Here is an 18,042-nt window from a genome sequence, read left to right as displayed (position 1 = left end):
GATACTCGCCACGGAATGATTCCGTGGCTAAAAATGCGTCATGGCGTGCCAAAAGCCGGCGGGCCGGCCTTTTCAGGGACGCTCAGAAATAGCCTGCGGATTGTACGTGATAAACATCGCATCCCCGTAGCTAAAAAAGCGATATTTCTGCTCCACCGCTACCTTATAGGCGTTCATGGTGTGCTGATAACCCGCAAACGCCGACACCAGCATAATCAGTGTGGATTCAGGGAGATGGAAGTTGGTCACCAGCGCATCGATCACCTGGTACTGATAACCCGGATAGATGAAAATCTGCGTATCGTCGAAGAACGGCGCGATCAGGGCGTCTTTCGCCGCCTGCGCCGCGCTCTCCAGCGAGCGTACCGAGGTGGTGCCCACCGCGATCACGCGATTGCCGCGCGCTTTCGCCGCCAGCACCGCATCGACCACCTCCTGCGGCACTTCCGCATATTCTGAGTGCATCGTGTGCTCTTCAATGCTGTCGACGCGCACCGGCTGGAAGGTACCCGCGCCCACGTGCAGGGTGACAAACGCCATCTCAACCCCTTTAGCGCGCAGTTTGTCCAGCAGCGGTTCGTCGAAGTGCAGACCCGCGGTCGGGGCGGCTACCGCGCCCGGCCGGGTGCCGTAGACGGTTTGATAGAGCTCGCGGTCAGCGTCTTCGTCCGGGCGATCAATGTAGGGCGGCAGCGGCATATGGCCGATCCCGTTAAGGATCTCCAGCACCGGGCGCTCGTCGTTAAATTCCACTTCAAACAGCGCGCCGTGACGCGCCAGCATGGTGGCCTGAATGCTCTCGTCGTCGCCCAGCAGCAGCTCGGCGCCCGGCTTCGGCGCTTTCGAGGCGCGAATATGGGCGAGGATGCGCTTATCATCCAGCATCCGCTCCACCAGCACTTCAATCTTGCCGCCGCTGGCCTTGCGGCCGAACAGACGCGCCGGGATCACCCTGGTGTTGTTAAACACCAGCAGATCGCCGGGATTGAGCTTATCGAGGATGTCGGTGAAGGTGCCATGCGTCAGCGCGCCCGTCGGCCCGTCCAGGGAGAGTAAGCGGCAGCTACTGCGCTCAGGCATCGGATAGTGGGCGATCAGGGATTCGGGTAGTTCAAAAGCAAAATCGGTAACGCGCATGACGATAACTCAGACTGAATAAAGAGGCGGGTAGTCTAGTGCCGGGGCGGTCTGCCTGCAACCTTTACCCCTCCGGATGAATGACATAATCTATATTCCAAATCATTCCGAATGCCGCCATGCGGCAGCCGAATGCATCACCGGTGGCAGAGGGCCGCGCGAGGCCAGACAGCACGCCATCCGGGCACCGGGGCTGCCGTTCAGGGCGACGCGCAGCGCTACACCGCTCACTCTGCCCGCCAGAAAGTCTTTGAAGGATGTCGTCACTATGAATTTTCTCGCCCACCTGCACCTGGCCCATCTCGCCGAGAGTTCGCTGCCCGGCAATCTGATGGCCGACTTTGTGCGCGGCAACCCGCAGGGCGACTATCCGGCGGAGATTGTTGACGGCATCTATATGCATCGGCGGATTGACGTGCTGACTGACAACCTGGCGGAAGTCAAAGAGGCGCGGGAGTGGTTTCGCCCGCAGACCCGCCGCGTCGCCCCGATCACCCTCGACGTCATGTGGGATCATTTCCTGTCGCAGCACTGGGCGCAGCTCTCCCCTGACCTGCCGCTGGAGGAGTTCGTGCGCTACGCCGAGCGGCAGATCGTTCCCATCCTGCCCGACTCGCCGCCCCGCTTCGTCAATCTCAACCAATATCTCTGGTCGGAGCGCTGGCTGGAGCGCTATCAGGAGATGGATTTTATTCAGCGCGTGCTCAACGGCATGGCCAGCCGCCGCCCGCGTCTCGAGGCGCTGCGCGACTCCTGGCAGGATCTGGATACCCACTATGACCGGCTGGAGGGGCAGTTCTGGCGCTTTTATCCGCAGATGATGCGTCAGGCGAAAAACAAACAGCTGTAATCGCTGCGACATTGATAGGTAAAAGCTGGCTGAACGATTGTCAGTGCCTCTTTGTGTTATTGGCGGACAGGCTCTATACTTGCCGGCGTTGCGTTTTAAATAACCTTAGTAATTACAGGAGAATCAAATGGTTCTGGTCACTCGTCAAGCGCCGGATTTTACTGCAGCCGCTGTGCTGGGTAATGGTGAGATCGTTGAGAAATTCAATTTCAAACAGCACACCAACGGTAAACCTACCGTTCTGTTCTTCTGGCCGATGGACTTCACCTTCGTTTGCCCGTCTGAGCTGATCGCGTTCGACAAACGTTACGAAGAATTCCAGAAACGCGGCGTGGAAGTGGTTGGCGTTTCCTTCGACTCCGAGTTCGTGCACAACGCATGGCGTAACACCCCGGTAGACCAGGGCGGTATCGGCCCGGTTAAATACGCGATGGTTGCTGACATCAAACGTGAAATCCAGAAAGCTTACGGTATCGAGCATCCGGACGAAGGCGTTGCCCTGCGTGGTTCCTTCCTGATCGACGCCAACGGCGTGGTTCGTCACCAGGTGGTTAACGACCTGCCGCTGGGCCGTAACATCGACGAAATGCTGCGCATGGTTGACGCGCTGCAGTTCCACGAAGAGCACGGCGAAGTTTGCCCGGCGCAGTGGGAAAAAGGAAAAGAAGGTATGGCTGCCTCTCCGGAAGGCGTTGCAAAATACCTGACCGAAAACGTCTCCAGCCTGTAATCGGCACACGTTTTTATAAAAGGCTCGCTCAGGCGGGCCTTTTTTGTTAGCGACGTCAAAATTTAGGAAAATGACCCGGCGATATTTGTGACCAGGAATACACTTCTGCCGAAAAATTTCGCTCTGCCTCTCATTTTTTCTCTGTCAAATTTCAGCACCAAATCTCAAGCACTCCGTAACCAACTGAAAATCATATAAATTATTTATATGGTTTTCTGCCAGCACTTTGCCGTCGATGTGATCGCCATCAATATTTAAAACCGCGGATGTGATCTCATCCATCATTTTTATCAATGTATTTGGTCATGATTTTACTCAGGAACAGGAATACGTTCAGGAGAAGAGAATGGATATTATTTTTGACCCGACGTTAATCGCCCTGAAGCAGAATATTTCCCATGCGGAAGAGGCCATCGAACTGGCGGGTTCATTACTCGCCAGGCATCAGATTTGCAGCGCCGAATATGTCAGCGAGATGCTGACGGTATACGAAGATTTTGGCGCCGCCATCGTGATAGATGACGGGATTGCCATGCCGCACGCCCGCCCGGAAAAAGGGGCATTGCAGACCGGATTTTCGCTTGTCACCACCGCCACGCCAGTGACCTTCGGCCACGATGAGTTCGATCCGGTTACCGTCGTCATCGCCATCGCCGGCGCCGATGCTGACAGTCATATCAAAATGATCCAACTGATAGCCTCGCTGATCGAGTCAGATATCGTGACCTTTCTTCAGCAGGAAACTGACGTGAATTCAGTCTTACATTTCATCCAAAAACAAATGGAGTAGTCATTATGTTAGTTATCAGAACGGTTTGTGGTAACGGTATTGGCAGTTCATTGATGGCTGCGAATAATGTGAAGAAGATTTGTGAAGAATTAGGTATCAAAGCGGACGTCGCCTCGGTCGATTTTGCTAACGCGGTCGGGGAAAAAGCCGACCTTTATGTCACGATCAAAGAACTGGCAAATCAATTTCCGGCCCACTGTCATGTCGCCATTATTCGCAGCTATGTCCATAAAGCAAAAATCGCCGAGGATATTACCGACGCGCTGATGAAAATTGCTGCGACTCACTCTTAATCAGCATAGAGGGAACGACCATGCAGGCTATTCTTAGTTTCTTAACGGAAATATTCAGTCAACCCGCTTTTTTAATGGGGCTTATCGCCTTCGTTGGCTTAGTGGCGCTGCGCTCCCCCGGCAACAAACTCCTTACCGGCACATTAAAGCCGATTTTAGGCTATTTGATGTTGAGCGCTGGCGCAGGCGTTATCGTTGCCAATCTCAACCCGTTGGGCGGCATTATCGAAGCGGGATTTAATATCCGCGGCGTTATTCCGAACAATGAAGCCATTGTCTCCGTCGCCCAGAAGATGCTGGGCGTGGAAACCATGAGTATTTTGCTGTTGGGCTTTATTTTCAATCTGATCATTGCCCGCTGCACAAAATATAAATATATCTTTCTCACCGGTCATCACTCATTCTTTCTCGCCTGCCTGTTCTCCGCCGTCCTGCAGGCGGCGGAGTTCCAGGGCTGGATGTTGATCCTGATCGGCGGATTCCTGCTGGGCTCATGGTCGGCCATCTCCCCCGCCATTGGCCAGCGTTACACCAGGCAGGTGACCGAGGACGGCGGGATCGCCATGGGCCATTTCGGCTCTCTGGGCTACTACCTCTCGGCGTGGATCGCCAGCCGGACCGGTAATCCGGCAAACTCCTTCGCCGATACCGAAATCTCAGAGAAATGGGGTTTTCTGCGCGATACCACCGTCACCACCGGTATCGTGATGTTTGTCATCTACTTTGTCTGCAGCGCTGTCGCCGGGTCGGCGTACCTGAGCACCATCACCGACCAGAACATGCTGATCTTCTCCGTGCTGACCGGTCTGCAGTTCGCCGTTGGCGTAGCCATTGTCTACAACGGCGTGCGCTTGATCCTGGGCGATCTGGTGCCGGCATTCCAGGGCATCAGCCAGAAACTGATCCCGGACTCCATCCCGGCCGTTGACTGCGCGGTGTTCTTTACCTTTAGCCCCACCGCGGTGGTGGTGGGATTCATCAGCTCCTTTGTGGGCGGGCTGGTCGGGATGCTCATGCTCGGCGGTCTGGGCATGGCGCTGATTATTCCCGGCATGGTGCCGCACTTCTTCTGCGGCGGTACCTCCGGGGTCTTTGCCGACAAGCTGGGCGGTAAGCGCGGTTGTATCATCGCCGCCTTTATCGGCGGGATCTTCCTGGCCTTCCTGCCGGCGATGCTGCTGCCGGCGCTCGGCAACCTCGGGTTTGAAAACAGCACCTTCGCCGATTTCGACTTCGCGGTGTGGGACATCATTATCGGTAACGCGTTTACCCTGTTTGGCCAGGTCACTATCTACCTGATTTGTCTGGCGCTGCTCGTCGCGCTGCTGGCGCCTTTCTGCTTCCGTCAGGTACGGGTGGTGGGCAACACGCTCAGCTATGAGGAGCTTATCGCCAAGCAGAAAAATGAATAAGCGAGGTCATTTTTCCCGGCGGGACGGTCAAGCTTCCCGCCGCTGACAAATAATCAGGAGTGGTTATGGCTATTTTGTCCATTGGATTTGCTTGTTTCGATCAGTTTTTCTTTCTCAATGAATGGCCCCAGGAGAATACTAAAAACTTTTGTCATGATTTTATCGAAAGCGGCGGCGGCCCGGCGGCCAATGCGGCCTGGCTGCTGGGATTATGGGGGGAGGAGGTCTATTACATCGGCCATCTGCATCAGGATCTTTACGGTCAGCGCATTATCGATGAGTTTGCCGAAGCGGGCGTGGATACCAGCCAGGTGGTTTTCTCCGATGACATGATCACCCCGCTGGCCTCGGTGCTCGTTAATCGCTTAACGGGTTCGCGGACGATTATTACCCGCAAGATGCAAACACCGCCTTCCCTGACCTACGATCAAAAGCTCAAACTGGACGATCTCGCCGAGCGACTGATTGCCGCCGAGGAGCCAGTCACTATTTTAATTGACGGCCATGAGGCGGAAATCAGTGAATATTTAATTAAGAAACTGCCCAACGCCAGAGTCGTGATGGACGGCGGGTCACTGCGTGCCAGCAATATTAAACTGGCGGCCTGGACCGACTATTTTGTGGTGAGCGAACATTTTGCCCGCGACTATATGAGCTATCGCTCGCTGAGCACCGAAGCAGAAATTAAAGCAGCGCTGATTGAGCTGAATAAAATTTGCCGCGGTGAGGCATTTATTACCCTTGGCGAAAAAGGCTGCGCTTTTTTAAAAAGCGGTATGCTGCAGATCGTTCCTTCCTGGCTGTGCAATGCCGTGGATACCACCGGAGCCGGGGATGTATTTCACGGCGCCTTCACCTATGGCGTCCATTACTCATGGCACATAGATAATATTATTTTATTTGCCAGCCTCACCGCAGCCATTTCTATTGAGAAAAAAGGGGTACGGGAATCTATGCCGGACCTGGCGGTCGTCCACCACTCGTTAAATAGCTACGAGAGAAACTTAAAGCAATATTTTGAAGAATAACTGTATTTAATAAATATCAAGAGGTGAATATGTTAGTGTCGATGAAGGACATGCTTCAGCATGCCCTGAGGGACGGCTACGCCGTCGGTCAGTTCAACATTAATAATCTGGAATGGGTTGGCGCCGTATTAAGCACCGCCCAGCAGTGCCGCTCACCGGTTATTTTGGGCGTGTCCGGCGGCACGGTTAAGCATATGCTCGGGTTAAAATGTATTCATGACATCGTGGTTAACGCCATGGAGTATTTACATATTGATGTTCCGGTGGCGCTGCATCTGGATCATGGCACCACCCGGGAGGCCTGCGAAGCGGCGATCGCCGCCGGCTTCAGTTCCATTATGTTTGATGGCTCACATCTGCCGTTCAGGGAAAACCTGGCCATTACCCGCCATCTGGTGACGCTGGCGCACAGCAAAGGTATCTCCGTGGAGGCCGAACTGGGGACTATCGCCGGTAGCGAAGACGGCATTGTCAATTCCGAAGTCATCTATGCCGATCCGCAGGAGTGCTACACCCTGGTGACAGAAACCCAGGTGGACTGCCTCGCCGCCGCGCTGGGCTCCACCCATGGCCTGTATAAAGGCAAAGCCAGGCTGGGATTTAGCGAGATGAAAGCCATTGCCGAGCGGGTGAAGGTTCCGCTGGTGCTGCATGGCGGCACCGGTATTGCCGATGAGGATATGCGCCGGGCGATTGCCTGCGGCACCGCCAAGATTAACGTTAATACCGAAAATATGTACGCCTGGTGCCAGCAGGTGAAGGCGATCTTCGCTGCCGATACCGGGCACGATGTGAACGATCCGCGGAAAGTGATCGCCCAGGGGCTGCAGCCGGTACGCGAGATGATTGCCCGCCGCATGGCGCTATTTGGCTCACAGCAGCGCTATTGATGCGGGAAAGGTGGCTGAGACCTCCGCCCCTTAGCTACCGGGGCGGAGGCGTCAGGCATCAGAAGGCAAAGCAGGAGCAGCCCAGCACGCCCCAGAAGGCCTGCTCGTCGGAGACCGGGATCGACGATTTCCGCGCGATATCATGCTGATGGCCGTGAACGCCGCAGCTACCGCAGCACTGGTGCATCTGTACCATGGCGCCAATTTTAGCCGCCGCCGGCGGAGCGGAACGGTAATGGCCCGGGACCTTCACCACCGGCGACCACTCCGGCAGCACTGGAATCGGCGGCGGCGCCAGCGGCGAGAAGTGACCGGCGGCATACACCACTTTGCCGTCAACCACCGTCAGCACCGACTCAATGCCTTTGATCTCCTCTTCCGCGACGCTGAAATAGTCCTTCGACAGCACCACCAGATCGGCAAGCTGACCGGCGGCCAGACGGCCCTTTTTCCCCTGCTCGCTGGAGAACCAGGCGCTGCCCGCCGTCCACAGCTCCAGCGCGACATCGCGCGGCAGCCGGTTGTTGTCGTCATACATCGCCATCCCGCCGACGGTGCGCCCGGAGACCAGCCAGTACAGCGCGGTCCACGGGTTATAGCTGGCGACGCGGGTGGCATCGGTCCCCAACCCTACCGGTACGTCCAGCTCAAGCATTTTCGCCACCGGCGGCGTATGTTTCACCGCCTCTTTGCCGTAGCGATCGACAAAATATTCGCCCTGGAAGGCCATCCGGTGCTGCACCGCAATGCCGCCCCCCAGCGCCTTCACCCGCTCAATGTTGCGCTCGGTAATGGTCTCGGCATGGTCGAAGAACCAGTGCAGACCGTTAAACGGAATGTCGCGGTTCACCTTCTCAAACACGTCCAGCATCCGGCTGATGGACTCGTCGTAGGTGGCATGCAGGCGGAACGGCCAGCGATGTTCCACCAGGTGGCGCACCACCCGCTCCAGCTCATCCTCCATGCCTTGCGGCAGATCCGGCCGCGGCTGCAGGAAATCTTCAAAATCCGCCGCCGAAAATACCAGCATCTCGCCGGCGCCGTTGGCACGATAGAAGTCGGTCCCCTGCCCCGGCTTCAGCATGTCGGTCCAGCGTTCGAAGTCCTCCAGCTCCTGCTTCGGCCGCTGGGTAAACAGGTTGTAGGCGATGCGCACGGTCATTTGCTCTTTCGCGTGCAGCTGTTCGATAATTTCGTAATCTTCCGGGTAGTTCTGGAAACCGCCCCCGGCGTCGATGGCGCTGGTCAGCCCCAGCCGGTTCAGCTCGCGCATAAACTGGCGGGTGGAGTTCACCTGCAGATCCAGCGGCAGCTTCGGCCCTTTGGCCAGGGTGGCATAGAGGATCATGGCGTTTGGTTTGGCGATCAGCATCCCGGTCGGGTTGCCGTGGCTATCGCGGACGATCTCGCCGCCCGCCGGATCCGGCGTCTCTTTGGTATATCCCACAGCTTTCAGCGCCGCGCGGTTCAGCAGCGCGCGATCGTAGAGATGCAGTACAAACACCGGCGTATCGGGCGCCGCGTCGTTTAGCTCTTCCAGGGTCGGCATCCGTCGTTCGGCGAACTGGAATTCGCTCCAGCCGCCGACCACCCGCACCCACTGCGGGGAGGGTGTGCGATCCGCCTGCTCCTTGAGCATTCGCAGCGCATCGGCCAGCGAGGGCACCCCCTCCCAGCGGAGCTCAAGGTTGTAGTTCAACCCACCGCGGATCAGGTGCAGGTGAGAATCGTTGAGGCCCGGGATCACCGTATGCCCTTTGAGATCGACGATCTGCGTCCCCTCGGCGGCAAAGCTCATGATCCGATCGTGGCTTCCGGTGGCAACAATTTTTCCGTCGGCGATGGCCACGGCTTCCGCCAGCGGATTCGCGCGATCGAGGGTATGAATCTGGCCGTGGGTCAGAATCAGTGTGGCAGTTTGCGACATAACGCACTCCTTGGGGAGGCTGACTCAGTTTTTCTTTAACCAGCCAGCAAACAGGCGGGTCACGATGGGCATCCAGAACCAGACCACCAGCGCAACCACGCAGGCATCATTGATCAGGTGCAGCAGCAGGCTCCCCTTAAGCGACGGCAACAGCATGCCGGTCACCGCCGGCACCAGGTTGGTGCTGGGGAAAATCACCAGCAGGGTGATCAGAAACTGTTTCCAGCGCCGCGGCTGGCGCACATTCGCCACCGGCGGGGTAAACCAGAAGGCCGGTTCGGTCCGCACCTCCGTCCGATCGCCCTCCGTCAGCAGCGGGGCAATCTCCGCCACCAGCTGACGACGGGTTTCCGACTGCGTCCAGGCGTAGAGATGCTCCAGGGTGTCGAAGCGGATAATCACGCTCCACAGATTCTGCCCTGCGGCGGGCCGGATCACATTCGCCCCGAGATGGCCGGGAAATTCAGCCGCGATGGGCATGATTTTGCCGAGCCACTCTTCGTAGCGCTGGCCGTGTTGCGGATCGAGCAGATGGCTGATGACCAGGGTCACCGATTTTTGCTGCGCCATAAAGAGTTCCTTGCTTCAGGGGAATGGCAGGATTGCTCCTGCCATTAGCGATAAATGGCTCTGCACAACATCATTCATGCTGCGTCGGGGCGGACAAACGCAGCCAACAAAGAGGCAGCTTGAAGGATGAAGTGAGTTACGCTTTACGCTCTGGCGCGCCGTGCACCATGGTATAAGCGTAATCCACGCCCATCCCGTAGGCGCCGCTGTGTTCGCGCACCAGGTCCATGACCGCATCGTAAGTCGCTTTGCGCGACCAGTCGCGCTGGTACTCCAGCAACACCTGCTGCCAGGTCACCGGCACCGCACCCGCCTGCACCATCCGGTCAATAGAACGCTCATGGGCGTCGACAGAGGTACCGCCGGAGGTATCGGTGACCACATACACTTCGTAGCCCGCCTCCAGGGCCATCAGCGCCGGAAACGTCAGGCAAACTTCGGTCCACAGAGCGGAGATCACCAGCTTTTTACGGCCGGTCGCTTTCACCGCCGCGACGAAGGCATCGTCTTCCCAGGAGTTCATTGAAGTACGCTCAATCGGCTTGACGTCAGGATGCACGGCCAATAATTCCGGCCAGATATAACCGCTGAAGCTTTTGGTCTCTACGGAAGTGTAAATCACCGGTACATTAAAAATTTTGCCAGCTTTGGCCAGCGCCACGGTGTTATTTTTGAGGGTCTGGCGATCGATATTCGCCACGCCAAATGACATCTGTGGTTGATGATCAATAAAGATAAGGGCGGAATTAGTGGGATCGAGCAGTTCACGAATAGACATTAAATACCTTCTTAATCAATGAGTTAAAAAGATGACATGATGGTTAATGCGTCGTGTAGATCCTGACTGATAAAGCATGGTGAGTATAGCCAGTTATTTCTAACAAGTTATTAAAGTTTTTTTGTGATTTATATTTTGTCGGCGGTTAGTATTGACTCACGCCAGCTTTCATCAAATTTTTACGTCAAACTGTTCTGATTTATTCACTGGCATTGATTATTGCGCTTAGGTACAACAAGGGGAAAATAAATTAATGGAAACCCCTGATGCGCGTAAACTTTGATGTTCTGATGATCCTTGATGCGCTGGACCGACACGGATCCTTCGCCACCGCCGCGGAGTCGCTGTATAAAACCCCCGCCGCGCTGAGCTATATGATCCAGAAGCTGGAGAACGATCTGGACATTGTCTTATTGGATCGCTCCGGTCACCGGGCGAAGTTTACCGATACCGGGCGATTGATGCTCGAGAAAGGACGCCAGCTGTTGAGCGCCGCCAGAGATCTGGAAAAGCAGGCCCAGCAGCTAAGCGCCGGCTGGGAGCGAGAGCTGGCGATCGCCCTCGACGCCTCGTTTCCCTTTTCAGCCCTGCTGCCGCTGATCGCCGAGTTCTACGCGCAAAACCCGCAGACGCGGCTGAACTTCAGTCATCACACCCTCGCCGGTTCGTGGGAAGAGCTGACCCACCATGGCGCGGATATTATCCTCGGCGCCATCAATGAGCCGCCTACCTCCGCCGAGTGGTCATGGCAAACCCTTGGCGCGCTGGATAACATTTTCGTGGTCGCCCCGACCCACCCGCTGGCCGGCGCGGAAGCGCCGCTCAGCAATAAGCAGCTCAGCCAGCACCGGGCGATAGTGATCCGCGACAGCGCCCGCTATTGCCATCCGCTGAACAGCAACCTGCTTGATGAACAACCGCAAATCGGCGTCGATGATTTCGCCAGCAAAGTCGAACTGCTGTGCGCCGGGCTGGGCTGCGGCTTTCTGCCGCGTCATATCGCCCGCCCGTGGCTGGAAAAAGGCTGTCTGGTGGAGAAAAGCGTCGCCTGCTGGCGGGAAAAAGATATCACCTACATGGCCTGGCGCAGCGGGAATGATGGGCTGGCTCAGCGCTGGTGGCGGGAGGCGCTCCTCCGCGACGACCTGCTGAGCCAGCTCTATCGTTAACGGCCGGACCAGACGCAGGCGGAGATAGCCGGGAGGGTCAGCACCCCGTCATGGAAGGCGCCAGCGCCTTCCTGCAGCGTCCAGGCCCCCACGTCCAGCAGCGGCGAATCCTCGATAACCACCTCGCAGGCTTCGCCGCGGTTAATCGCCACCAGCACCCGCTGCTGTTTATAAACGCGGACAAACACCACCACGTTATCCTCGGCGTAAATCACCTGGCAGCCGCCGTAGCGCAGCGCCTGCTGGGCTTTACGCAGTTTCGCCATCCGCTGATACAGCGCCAGCAGCTGGGTATCCTGCAGCGCCGGATCCCACGGGAACGGTTTACGGCAGAACGGATCGTTATTGCCATCCACGCCCACCTCGTCGCCGTAGTAGATGCACGGTACCCCCGGCCAGCTGAACAGCCACACCACCGCCAGCGGCAGGCGCGCTACGTCTTTGCCAAGGAGAGATTTAAAACGCGCCGTATCATGGCTGTCGAGCTGATTGAACATCCGTAGCTGCTGCTGATGCGACAGCCCGGCGCGATAATTATCCATCCACGCCATACAGGTCTGGGCGTCTATCTTCTGCGGATCGTAAGAGATATCGGTATTGGCAAGGAATCCCCAGATCGGGAAGGTGAAGCCGCGGTAGTTCATTGCCGAATCTTCGGCATCCGCCTGCAGCCACTGGCGCGCGTCGCCAAAATGTTCGCCAAAGACAAAGGCTTCCGGCTGCGTTTGCTTCGCCGCCTGGGTGATGCCGGCGATATGCCGCAGGTTATTTCGCGCCCCGCCGCCTTCGCCGAGCATATGCACCACGTCCAGACGCCAGCCGTCCATGCTCCACGGCGCCTTCAGCCAGTGGCGTACGATGCTGTCCTCGCCGGCATAGATCTCGTTGACCAGGCTGGTCGACCGATAGTCGAGCTTCGGCAGACTGGCATAACCCAGCCAGTTGTGCGCCTGCCCCTCCCCGGAGAAGGTAAACCAGTCGCGCCACGGGGAGTCCGGATGATGGCCGGCGCCGCCGCTGCCCTGCTGGTGACGGTCGAACCAGGGATGGGAATCGCCGGTATGGTTGAACACGCCGTCGAGGATCATGCGCATCCCCGCCCGCTGGGTGTTATGGCGCAAGCGGAGCAGCGCCGCGTCGCCGCCAAACTGCGGATCGACGCGCCGATAATCCTCCGTGTCATATTTATGCACGCTGGGGGCGGCGAAGACCGGGTTCAGATACAGGGCGGTCACACCGAGCTGCTTCAGGTACGGCAGTTTTTCGCTGATGCCGTCGAGATCGCCGCCGTAGAACGTCGAACCGCCCGCCTCGCCGGTAAGCGGTTCGTCCCACGCCTTGCGCACAATCTCCCGTCCCGCCGCGTGATGGTAATAGACCGCGTCCTGTTCGCCGTCACGCGCAGCGCTGCGGGCAAAGCGATCGGGGAAAATCTGATAGAAAACCTGATCGGCCACCCACTGCGGGCCGGCGTCCGGCAGGTCGACGGCGAACTGCTCCAGCCTGGCCGGCGGAAAACGGCTGAAGCCCTGCGGCGTAAACCAGCGCTGATGGTCGGCCCACAGCAGCTTAAAGCTGTAGCGGCGGCGCGGCTGACCGCTGGCGAGATGGATTTCACCGCGCCATGCCACCACCCCCGGCCTCGGCGCCTGGCGGAGGCGCTGCATCGGCAGCGACAGCTCTTCGTTATCTTCTTCCGCGCGCAGCGTGATCCGCTGCGGCAGCGACTCACCGCTTAACCACAGGGTAATAAACAGTCGGTCCTGTTGCACCTTGATAAAGGGTACAACCGGAAGGTGCCATGCCTTCAACATCGTGAATCCTCATTGTGCAGAATGGGCACACCTTGCCATAGCCGTCAGGCGCAGAACTCATCGTCACAGGATTTTTTGGGGGAGGATAACGGGGGAGGACGCGGGTCGGCAAGCCGCCCCGGTCGCGCGATGCTGACCGGGGCGATGTCGATTACTGAGCCTGCGCCAGGCGGCGCTCGCGACGGGTCTTAAAGACCCAGCCCAGCAGCAGCAGCGCAATCCACGCCATACCGACATACAACGAAATGCGGGTGTCCGGATGATAGCCGATCAGGGCGATAATAAACGCCAGGAACACCAGGCCGATAACCGTGGTCGCCACCCCGCCGGGGACTTTGAATTTCAGGGCCTTGACCTCCTCCGGCGACAGACGGCGGCGGAAGGCAATCTGCGACAGCAGGATCATAATCCACACCCACACGGTGGCGAAGGTGGCCAGCGAGGCGATCACCAGGAAGACGTTTTCCGGCATGATGTAATTGAGGTATACCGCAAACAGCAGCGCAATGGTCATCACCATCACCGTCACCCACGGAATACCGCGACGCGAGGTTTTGGCGAACACCTTCGGAGCGCTCCCCTGCTCGGCCATGCCGTGCAGCATACGGCCCACGCCGAACACGTCGGAGTTAATCGCCGACAGCGAGGCCGTCAGGACCACGAAGTTAAGAATGCTGGCCGCAAAGGTGATGCCCAGATGCTGGAAGGTCAGGACAAAGGGGCTGCCGTCGGTACCCACCTGGTTCCACGGATAGATAGACATAATGACGAACAGCGTGCCGACATAGAACACCAGAATGCGCATCGGCACCGAGTTGATGGCGCGTGGAATGGATTTCTCCGGATCTTTCGCCTCGCCGGCGGTAATGCCGATGATTTCAATACCGCCGTAGGCGAACATCACCATCTGCAGCGACATCACCATTCCCAGCCAACCGTTGCTGAAGAAGCCGCCGTTGCTCCACAGGTTATGAATCCCCGTCGGCTGGCCGCCGTTGCCGATCCCCCAGATAATGATGCCGAACCCGGCGAGGATCATGATGATGATGGTGGCCACTTTGAAGAACGAGAACCAGAACTCCAGCTCGCCAAACACCTTGACGCTCATCAGGTTGACGGCGCAGATGATCAGCACCACGCTGAGCACCCAGATCCAGTGCGGCACCGTCGGGAACCAGACGCCCATGTAGATCCCGAAGGCGGTGACGTCGGCGATGGCGACAATCAGGATTTCAAAGCAGTAGGTCCAGCCGGTGATATACCCCGCCAGTCCGCCGAGGTTTTCCTGGGCATAGCGGGAGAATGAGCTGGCGGAAGGGTTATGCACCGACATCTCACCGAGCGCGCGCATAATGATATATGCCGCGACGCCGCCGATAATGTAGGCCAACAGTACGCTGGGTCCGGCCATTTTAATCGCGTCGGCTGAACCGTAAAAAAGCCCGGTGCCGATGGCGGAACCCAGGGCCATAAAGCGAATGTGCCGGGTGCTTAGCCCGCGCTTAAGCTTGTTACTACTTTCCATCGTGGTTTTTCAATGCCGTTTAACACAAAAAATAAAAAACCACGGAACCCGAAGTCCCGTGGTTAAACGCTTGTCCTCAACGCCGGTTAGTGCGCGCTGGAGGTCACCTGACGTCCGGCGGCACGGTCCCAGATCACCGCGAGAATTGCCATCACGGCGGTCGGCATCAGCCAGGCCAGGCCCTGCTCCGCCAGCGGCAGACGCGCGGTCCAGGCCGGCAGGATAGCGGCAAACGCCGATGACTTAATCCCGTCAATGATACCAAACATCAGACTGATAAACATGGCCGGCGCGATAACACGGGACGAATTATGCCACCAACTGCGGGTAAAGCTTAATACAACCAGTGCGATACACGGCGGGTAGATAGCGGTCAGCACCGGAATCGACACCTGAATCAGGTGGCTCAGACCGAGGTTGGAGACCGCCATCGAGAACAGGCCGAGGATAAAGACCAGCGTGCGATAGGAGAACGGCAGATACTGGGCAAAGAATTCGGCGCAGGCGCAGGTCAGGCCCACCGCCGTCACCAGGCAGGCGATGAAGATCAGCGCCGCCAGCAGGAAGCTGCCCGCCCCGCCGAAGGTATGCTGCACGTAGGCGTGGAGGATCGCCGCGCCGTTAGCGGACTGGTCCACGAGGGTGGCGCTATCCGAGCCCAGACGGAACAGCGCCAGATACAGCAGGGTCAGACCGACGCCTGCCATCAGGCCCGCCCAGACGGTGTAGCGGGTCAACAGACGCGCTTCGCTGACGCCGCGGGAGCGTGCGGCATTGACAATCACGATCCCGAACACCATCGCGCCGAGGGTGTCCATGGTCAGGTAGCCGTTGACGAAGCCATTGGAGAATGGCGCGGTACGATACGCTTCCAGCGCGTCGCTGATCGGGCCTGCCGGCCAGACAATAGCGGCGACCGCCAGCACAATCAGGGCGATAATTTTCAGCGGCGCCAGGAAATTGCCCACCGTATCCAGCAGTTTGCCCGGATAGAGCGAGACCAGGATCACCAGCGCGAAGTAGATAACGCTGTAGATCAGCAGCGGCAGCGGGCCGTCGCCGGTCAGCGGCGCAATCCCGACCTCAAAAGAGACGGTCGCGGTGCGCGGGGTCGCGAACAGCGGTCCCACCGCGAGATAACACACCACCGCCAGCAGGATACCAGCCACTTTACCAATCGGGGTGCTCAGGCTTTCAACGCCGCCGCCGACTTTCGCCAGCGCCACCACCGTCAGCACCGGCAGACCCACCGCGGTGATCAGGAAGCCGATCGCCGCCGTCCAGACGTGCTCGCCCGCCTGTAAGCCAACCATCGGCGGGAAAATAATGTTGCCTGCGCCAACGAACAACGCGAAGGTCATAAAGCCCAACGCTATGATGTCGCGAGATTTTAACTGATGGGTCATAAATTCATTACTGCCTGTGGATGTGGTGTTGTAAAAAAATGGAAAAATACCGCGCTACCCTCTCAGGGACGATACAGCGGCGATTGCCGGTAAACTCAGCGAGATATGCTCCCGAAGCGGCGTGGGAAAGAATTGTTTTTGGTATTACCACGCAAAAGCAGTCTGTCATCGACTACGCAGGCGCAATTTAAACGCTTATAACGTTTTAAAGCAAGGCACGATCGCAAAAGCAGATGATTATGCTGGTTATCAGTTTCACGCCAGAATCATTTACCATATTGATGGAAAACCCGTGGCTTATCATGCGAACAAAAAAGCAGCGCGCGTTCATTAAATAGGCGAGAGAAAACGACTGCCAGGGAAAATGACCAGCCGAAGCTGGTCATTGGCAAGATAAGCTGACAGCGGGCCGCTCAGGCGTCATTTCTGGCAATTAATCGTTCCGGGAGCAGGAAGCTAAAACGGGTTCCCTTGCCCACCGTGCTGTCGATCTCCAGCCGGCTGTCATGATGGTTGACCGCATGTTTGACGATCGCCAGCCCCAGGCCGCTGCCCCCGGTTTGCCGGGAGCGAGCCTTATCCACCCGATAGAAGCGCTCGGTCAGACGGGGAATATGCTCCGGCGCAATGCCCGGCCCATTATCCTCGACGCTGAACAGCGCCCCCTGGGGCGTTCGCTGCCAGCTGACGCGAATTTCGGTGCCCGGCGGGGTGTGGTTCACCGCGTTATAGACCAGGTTAGAAATGGCGCTGCGCAGTTGTTCCTCGTTGCCCAGCACCTTGAGCTGCTCATCGACGGTAAAAATCAGCGTCTGCTTATCCTGGCTGAGGGTCTGCGCCTCGCGCTCCACGACCCGCAGCATCATCGGCACGTCGATGCGGTCATTCATCGCCAGCGCCGGCGCGGCTTCAATACGCGACAGCGTGAGCAACTGCTTCACCAGCCCCTCCATACGCTGGGTTTGCTCACGCATGGTGTGCAGGGCCTTTTCACGGGTCGCCCCTTCCAGCACCTGCTCCTGCATCATCTCCAGATAGCCCTGCAGCACCGTCAGCGGGGTGCGCAGCTCATGGCTGACGTTGGCGAAAAAGTTACGCCGCGCCCCTTCCAGCTGATGCATCTGCGTCACGTCGCGCGCCACCATCAGCCACTGTTTGTCGCTGTAGGGCATCACGCGAATTTCCAGATGACGGGCATTATTCAGCACCAGATTGAGCGGCTTTGAAAAATCACGCTGCTTCAGGTAGTTGGCGAATTCAGGATAGCGCAGAAGGTTAAGAATGTTTTGCCCACTGTCGTCCGGCCAGCGCAGGTTTAAAATCTGCTGCGCCAGGCCGTTGCACCAGAAAATGGCCCCCTCTTCCGTGGTCAGGACCACCGCGTCCGGCAGGGATTCCGCCCCGCTGCGAAAGCGTTTGATCAGGCTACCCAGCTCACGTCGACGCTTTTTATTACGCATCTGCATCTGGTGCAGACCATATAGCAGCGGCTCCCAGCTGCCGCGGCCGGGCGGAGGGGTCATGCTCCGGTCCACCCACAGCCACCACGACAGGCGCATCAAATTCCAGAAATGCCAAATCAACAAACCGGTCACTGCCGCCAGTAAAAACCACGGCAAATGACCCACAAACGCCCCCAGAATCAGGGCCGGAATACACGCTAAAAAGAGCTCCAGCGCCAGCCTTTTCCATGACAGCCGTTCCAGCACGGGTCACACTCCTG

General features: G+C 57.8%; 17 protein-coding genes and 1 pseudogene. 8 read left to right on the top strand and 10 right to left on the bottom strand.

The window, feature by feature from the left end:
* Nucleotides 1-72 precede the first annotated feature (72 nt).
* Entirely contained in the window at nt 73-1,137 is a 1,065-nt protein-coding gene (gene queA, locus ABLV52_RS19765; protein WP_004204841.1) for a tRNA preQ1(34) S-adenosylmethionine ribosyltransferase-isomerase QueA, read from the bottom strand.
* 64 nt (nt 1,138-1,201) lie between these two features.
* Nucleotides 1,202-1,317 (bottom strand): annotated as a pseudogene (locus ABLV52_RS19760) (hypothetical protein).
* Between the two features lie 88 nt (nt 1,318-1,405).
* Here ABLV52_RS19760 and acpH point away from each other — a divergent pair.
* Nucleotides 1,406-1,987 (top strand): ACP phosphodiesterase, encoded by a 582-nt coding sequence (gene acpH / locus ABLV52_RS19755; protein WP_348890849.1) that lies wholly within the window; start codon nt 1,406-1,408, stop codon nt 1,985-1,987.
* 127 nt (nt 1,988-2,114) lie between these two features.
* On the top strand, nt 2,115-2,717 hold the full coding sequence (locus ABLV52_RS19750) for a peroxiredoxin (protein ID WP_004178733.1): 603 nt from the start codon (nt 2,115-2,117) through the stop codon (nt 2,715-2,717).
* A gap of 144 nt (nt 2,718-2,861) precedes the next feature.
* Here the strand turns inward: ABLV52_RS19750 and ABLV52_RS19745 are convergent, their stop codons facing one another.
* On the bottom strand, nt 2,862-3,008 hold the full coding sequence (locus ABLV52_RS19745; RefSeq protein WP_065805442.1) for a hypothetical protein: 147 nt from the start codon (nt 3,006-3,008) through the stop codon (nt 2,862-2,864).
* Between the two features lie 55 nt (nt 3,009-3,063).
* Between ABLV52_RS19745 and ABLV52_RS19740 the strand changes: the two genes are divergently transcribed.
* The 5 genes from ABLV52_RS19740 to fba all read left to right on the top strand — a co-directional run bounded on the left by ABLV52_RS19740 (nt 3,064) and on the right by fba (nt 7,130).
* Nucleotides 3,064-3,507: a PTS sugar transporter subunit IIA gene (locus ABLV52_RS19740; protein ID WP_023288591.1), complete on the top strand. Its 444-nt coding sequence runs from the start codon at nt 3,064-3,066 to the stop codon at nt 3,505-3,507.
* Nucleotides 3,508-3,512: 5 nt separating this feature from the next.
* Nucleotides 3,513-3,800 (top strand): PTS sugar transporter subunit IIB, encoded by a 288-nt coding sequence (locus ABLV52_RS19735; protein WP_017898931.1) that lies wholly within the window; start codon nt 3,513-3,515, stop codon nt 3,798-3,800.
* Between the two features lie 20 nt (nt 3,801-3,820).
* A complete protein-coding gene (locus ABLV52_RS19730) occupies nt 3,821-5,212 on the top strand; it encodes a PTS ascorbate transporter subunit IIC (protein WP_348890848.1) in 1,392 nt (463 codons plus the stop codon).
* A gap of 65 nt (nt 5,213-5,277) precedes the next feature.
* Nucleotides 5,278-6,240, top strand: a complete 963-nt coding sequence (locus tag ABLV52_RS19725) for a PfkB family carbohydrate kinase (RefSeq protein ID WP_032453579.1) — start codon at nt 5,278-5,280, stop codon at nt 6,238-6,240.
* Between the two features lie 35 nt (nt 6,241-6,275).
* Nucleotides 6,276-7,130, top strand: coding sequence for a class II fructose-1,6-bisphosphate aldolase (fba, locus tag ABLV52_RS19720; protein WP_072199152.1), 855 nt, complete (start codon nt 6,276-6,278; stop codon nt 7,128-7,130).
* A gap of 58 nt (nt 7,131-7,188) precedes the next feature.
* Here fba and ABLV52_RS19715 read toward each other — a convergent pair whose 3' ends face one another.
* The 3 genes from ABLV52_RS19715 to ABLV52_RS19705 form a co-directional block, all read right to left on the bottom strand.
* Nucleotides 7,189-9,057: an amidohydrolase gene (locus ABLV52_RS19715; RefSeq protein ID WP_023288587.1), complete on the bottom strand. Its 1,869-nt coding sequence runs from the start codon at nt 9,055-9,057 to the stop codon at nt 7,189-7,191.
* Nucleotides 9,058-9,081: 24 nt separating this feature from the next.
* A complete protein-coding gene (locus tag ABLV52_RS19710) occupies nt 9,082-9,627 on the bottom strand; it encodes an antibiotic biosynthesis monooxygenase (RefSeq protein WP_023288586.1) in 546 nt (181 codons plus the stop codon).
* A gap of 136 nt (nt 9,628-9,763) precedes the next feature.
* Nucleotides 9,764-10,405: a hydrolase gene (locus ABLV52_RS19705; protein ID WP_002890357.1), complete on the bottom strand. Its 642-nt coding sequence runs from the start codon at nt 10,403-10,405 to the stop codon at nt 9,764-9,766.
* Between the two features lie 266 nt (nt 10,406-10,671).
* Between ABLV52_RS19705 and ABLV52_RS19700 the strand changes: the two genes are divergently transcribed.
* Entirely contained in the window at nt 10,672-11,574 is a 903-nt protein-coding gene (locus tag ABLV52_RS19700) for a LysR substrate-binding domain-containing protein (RefSeq protein ID WP_348890847.1), read from the top strand.
* Here ABLV52_RS19700 and malZ read toward each other — a convergent pair.
* The 4 genes from malZ to phoR form a co-directional block, all read right to left on the bottom strand.
* Nucleotides 11,571-13,388, bottom strand: a complete 1,818-nt coding sequence (gene malZ / locus ABLV52_RS19695) for a maltodextrin glucosidase (protein ID WP_348890846.1) — start codon at nt 13,386-13,388, stop codon at nt 11,571-11,573. The two genes, ABLV52_RS19700 and malZ, sit on opposite strands and share 4 nt — an antisense overlap.
* 151 nt (nt 13,389-13,539) lie before the next feature.
* On the bottom strand, nt 13,540-14,913 hold the full coding sequence (gene proY / locus ABLV52_RS19690) for a proline-specific permease ProY (RefSeq protein ID WP_132134263.1): 1,374 nt from the start codon (nt 14,911-14,913) through the stop codon (nt 13,540-13,542).
* Nucleotides 14,914-14,999: 86 nt separating this feature from the next.
* Nucleotides 15,000-16,319 (bottom strand): branched-chain amino acid transporter carrier protein BrnQ, encoded by a 1,320-nt coding sequence (gene brnQ, locus ABLV52_RS19685; RefSeq protein ID WP_023288582.1) that lies wholly within the window; start codon nt 16,317-16,319, stop codon nt 15,000-15,002.
* Between the two features lie 413 nt (nt 16,320-16,732).
* Complete coding sequence (phoR, locus tag ABLV52_RS19680; RefSeq protein ID WP_023288581.1) at nt 16,733-18,028, bottom strand: phosphate regulon sensor histidine kinase PhoR; 1,296 nt, start codon at nt 18,026-18,028, stop codon at nt 16,733-16,735.
* Nucleotides 18,029-18,042: the final 14 nt, after the last annotated feature.

This window comes from Klebsiella sp. GB_Kp056, assembly GCF_040064755.1.
GTDB lineage: Bacteria > Pseudomonadota > Gammaproteobacteria > Enterobacterales > Enterobacteriaceae > Klebsiella > Klebsiella quasipneumoniae.
This window is presented reverse-complemented; position numbering and strand designations above follow the sequence as displayed.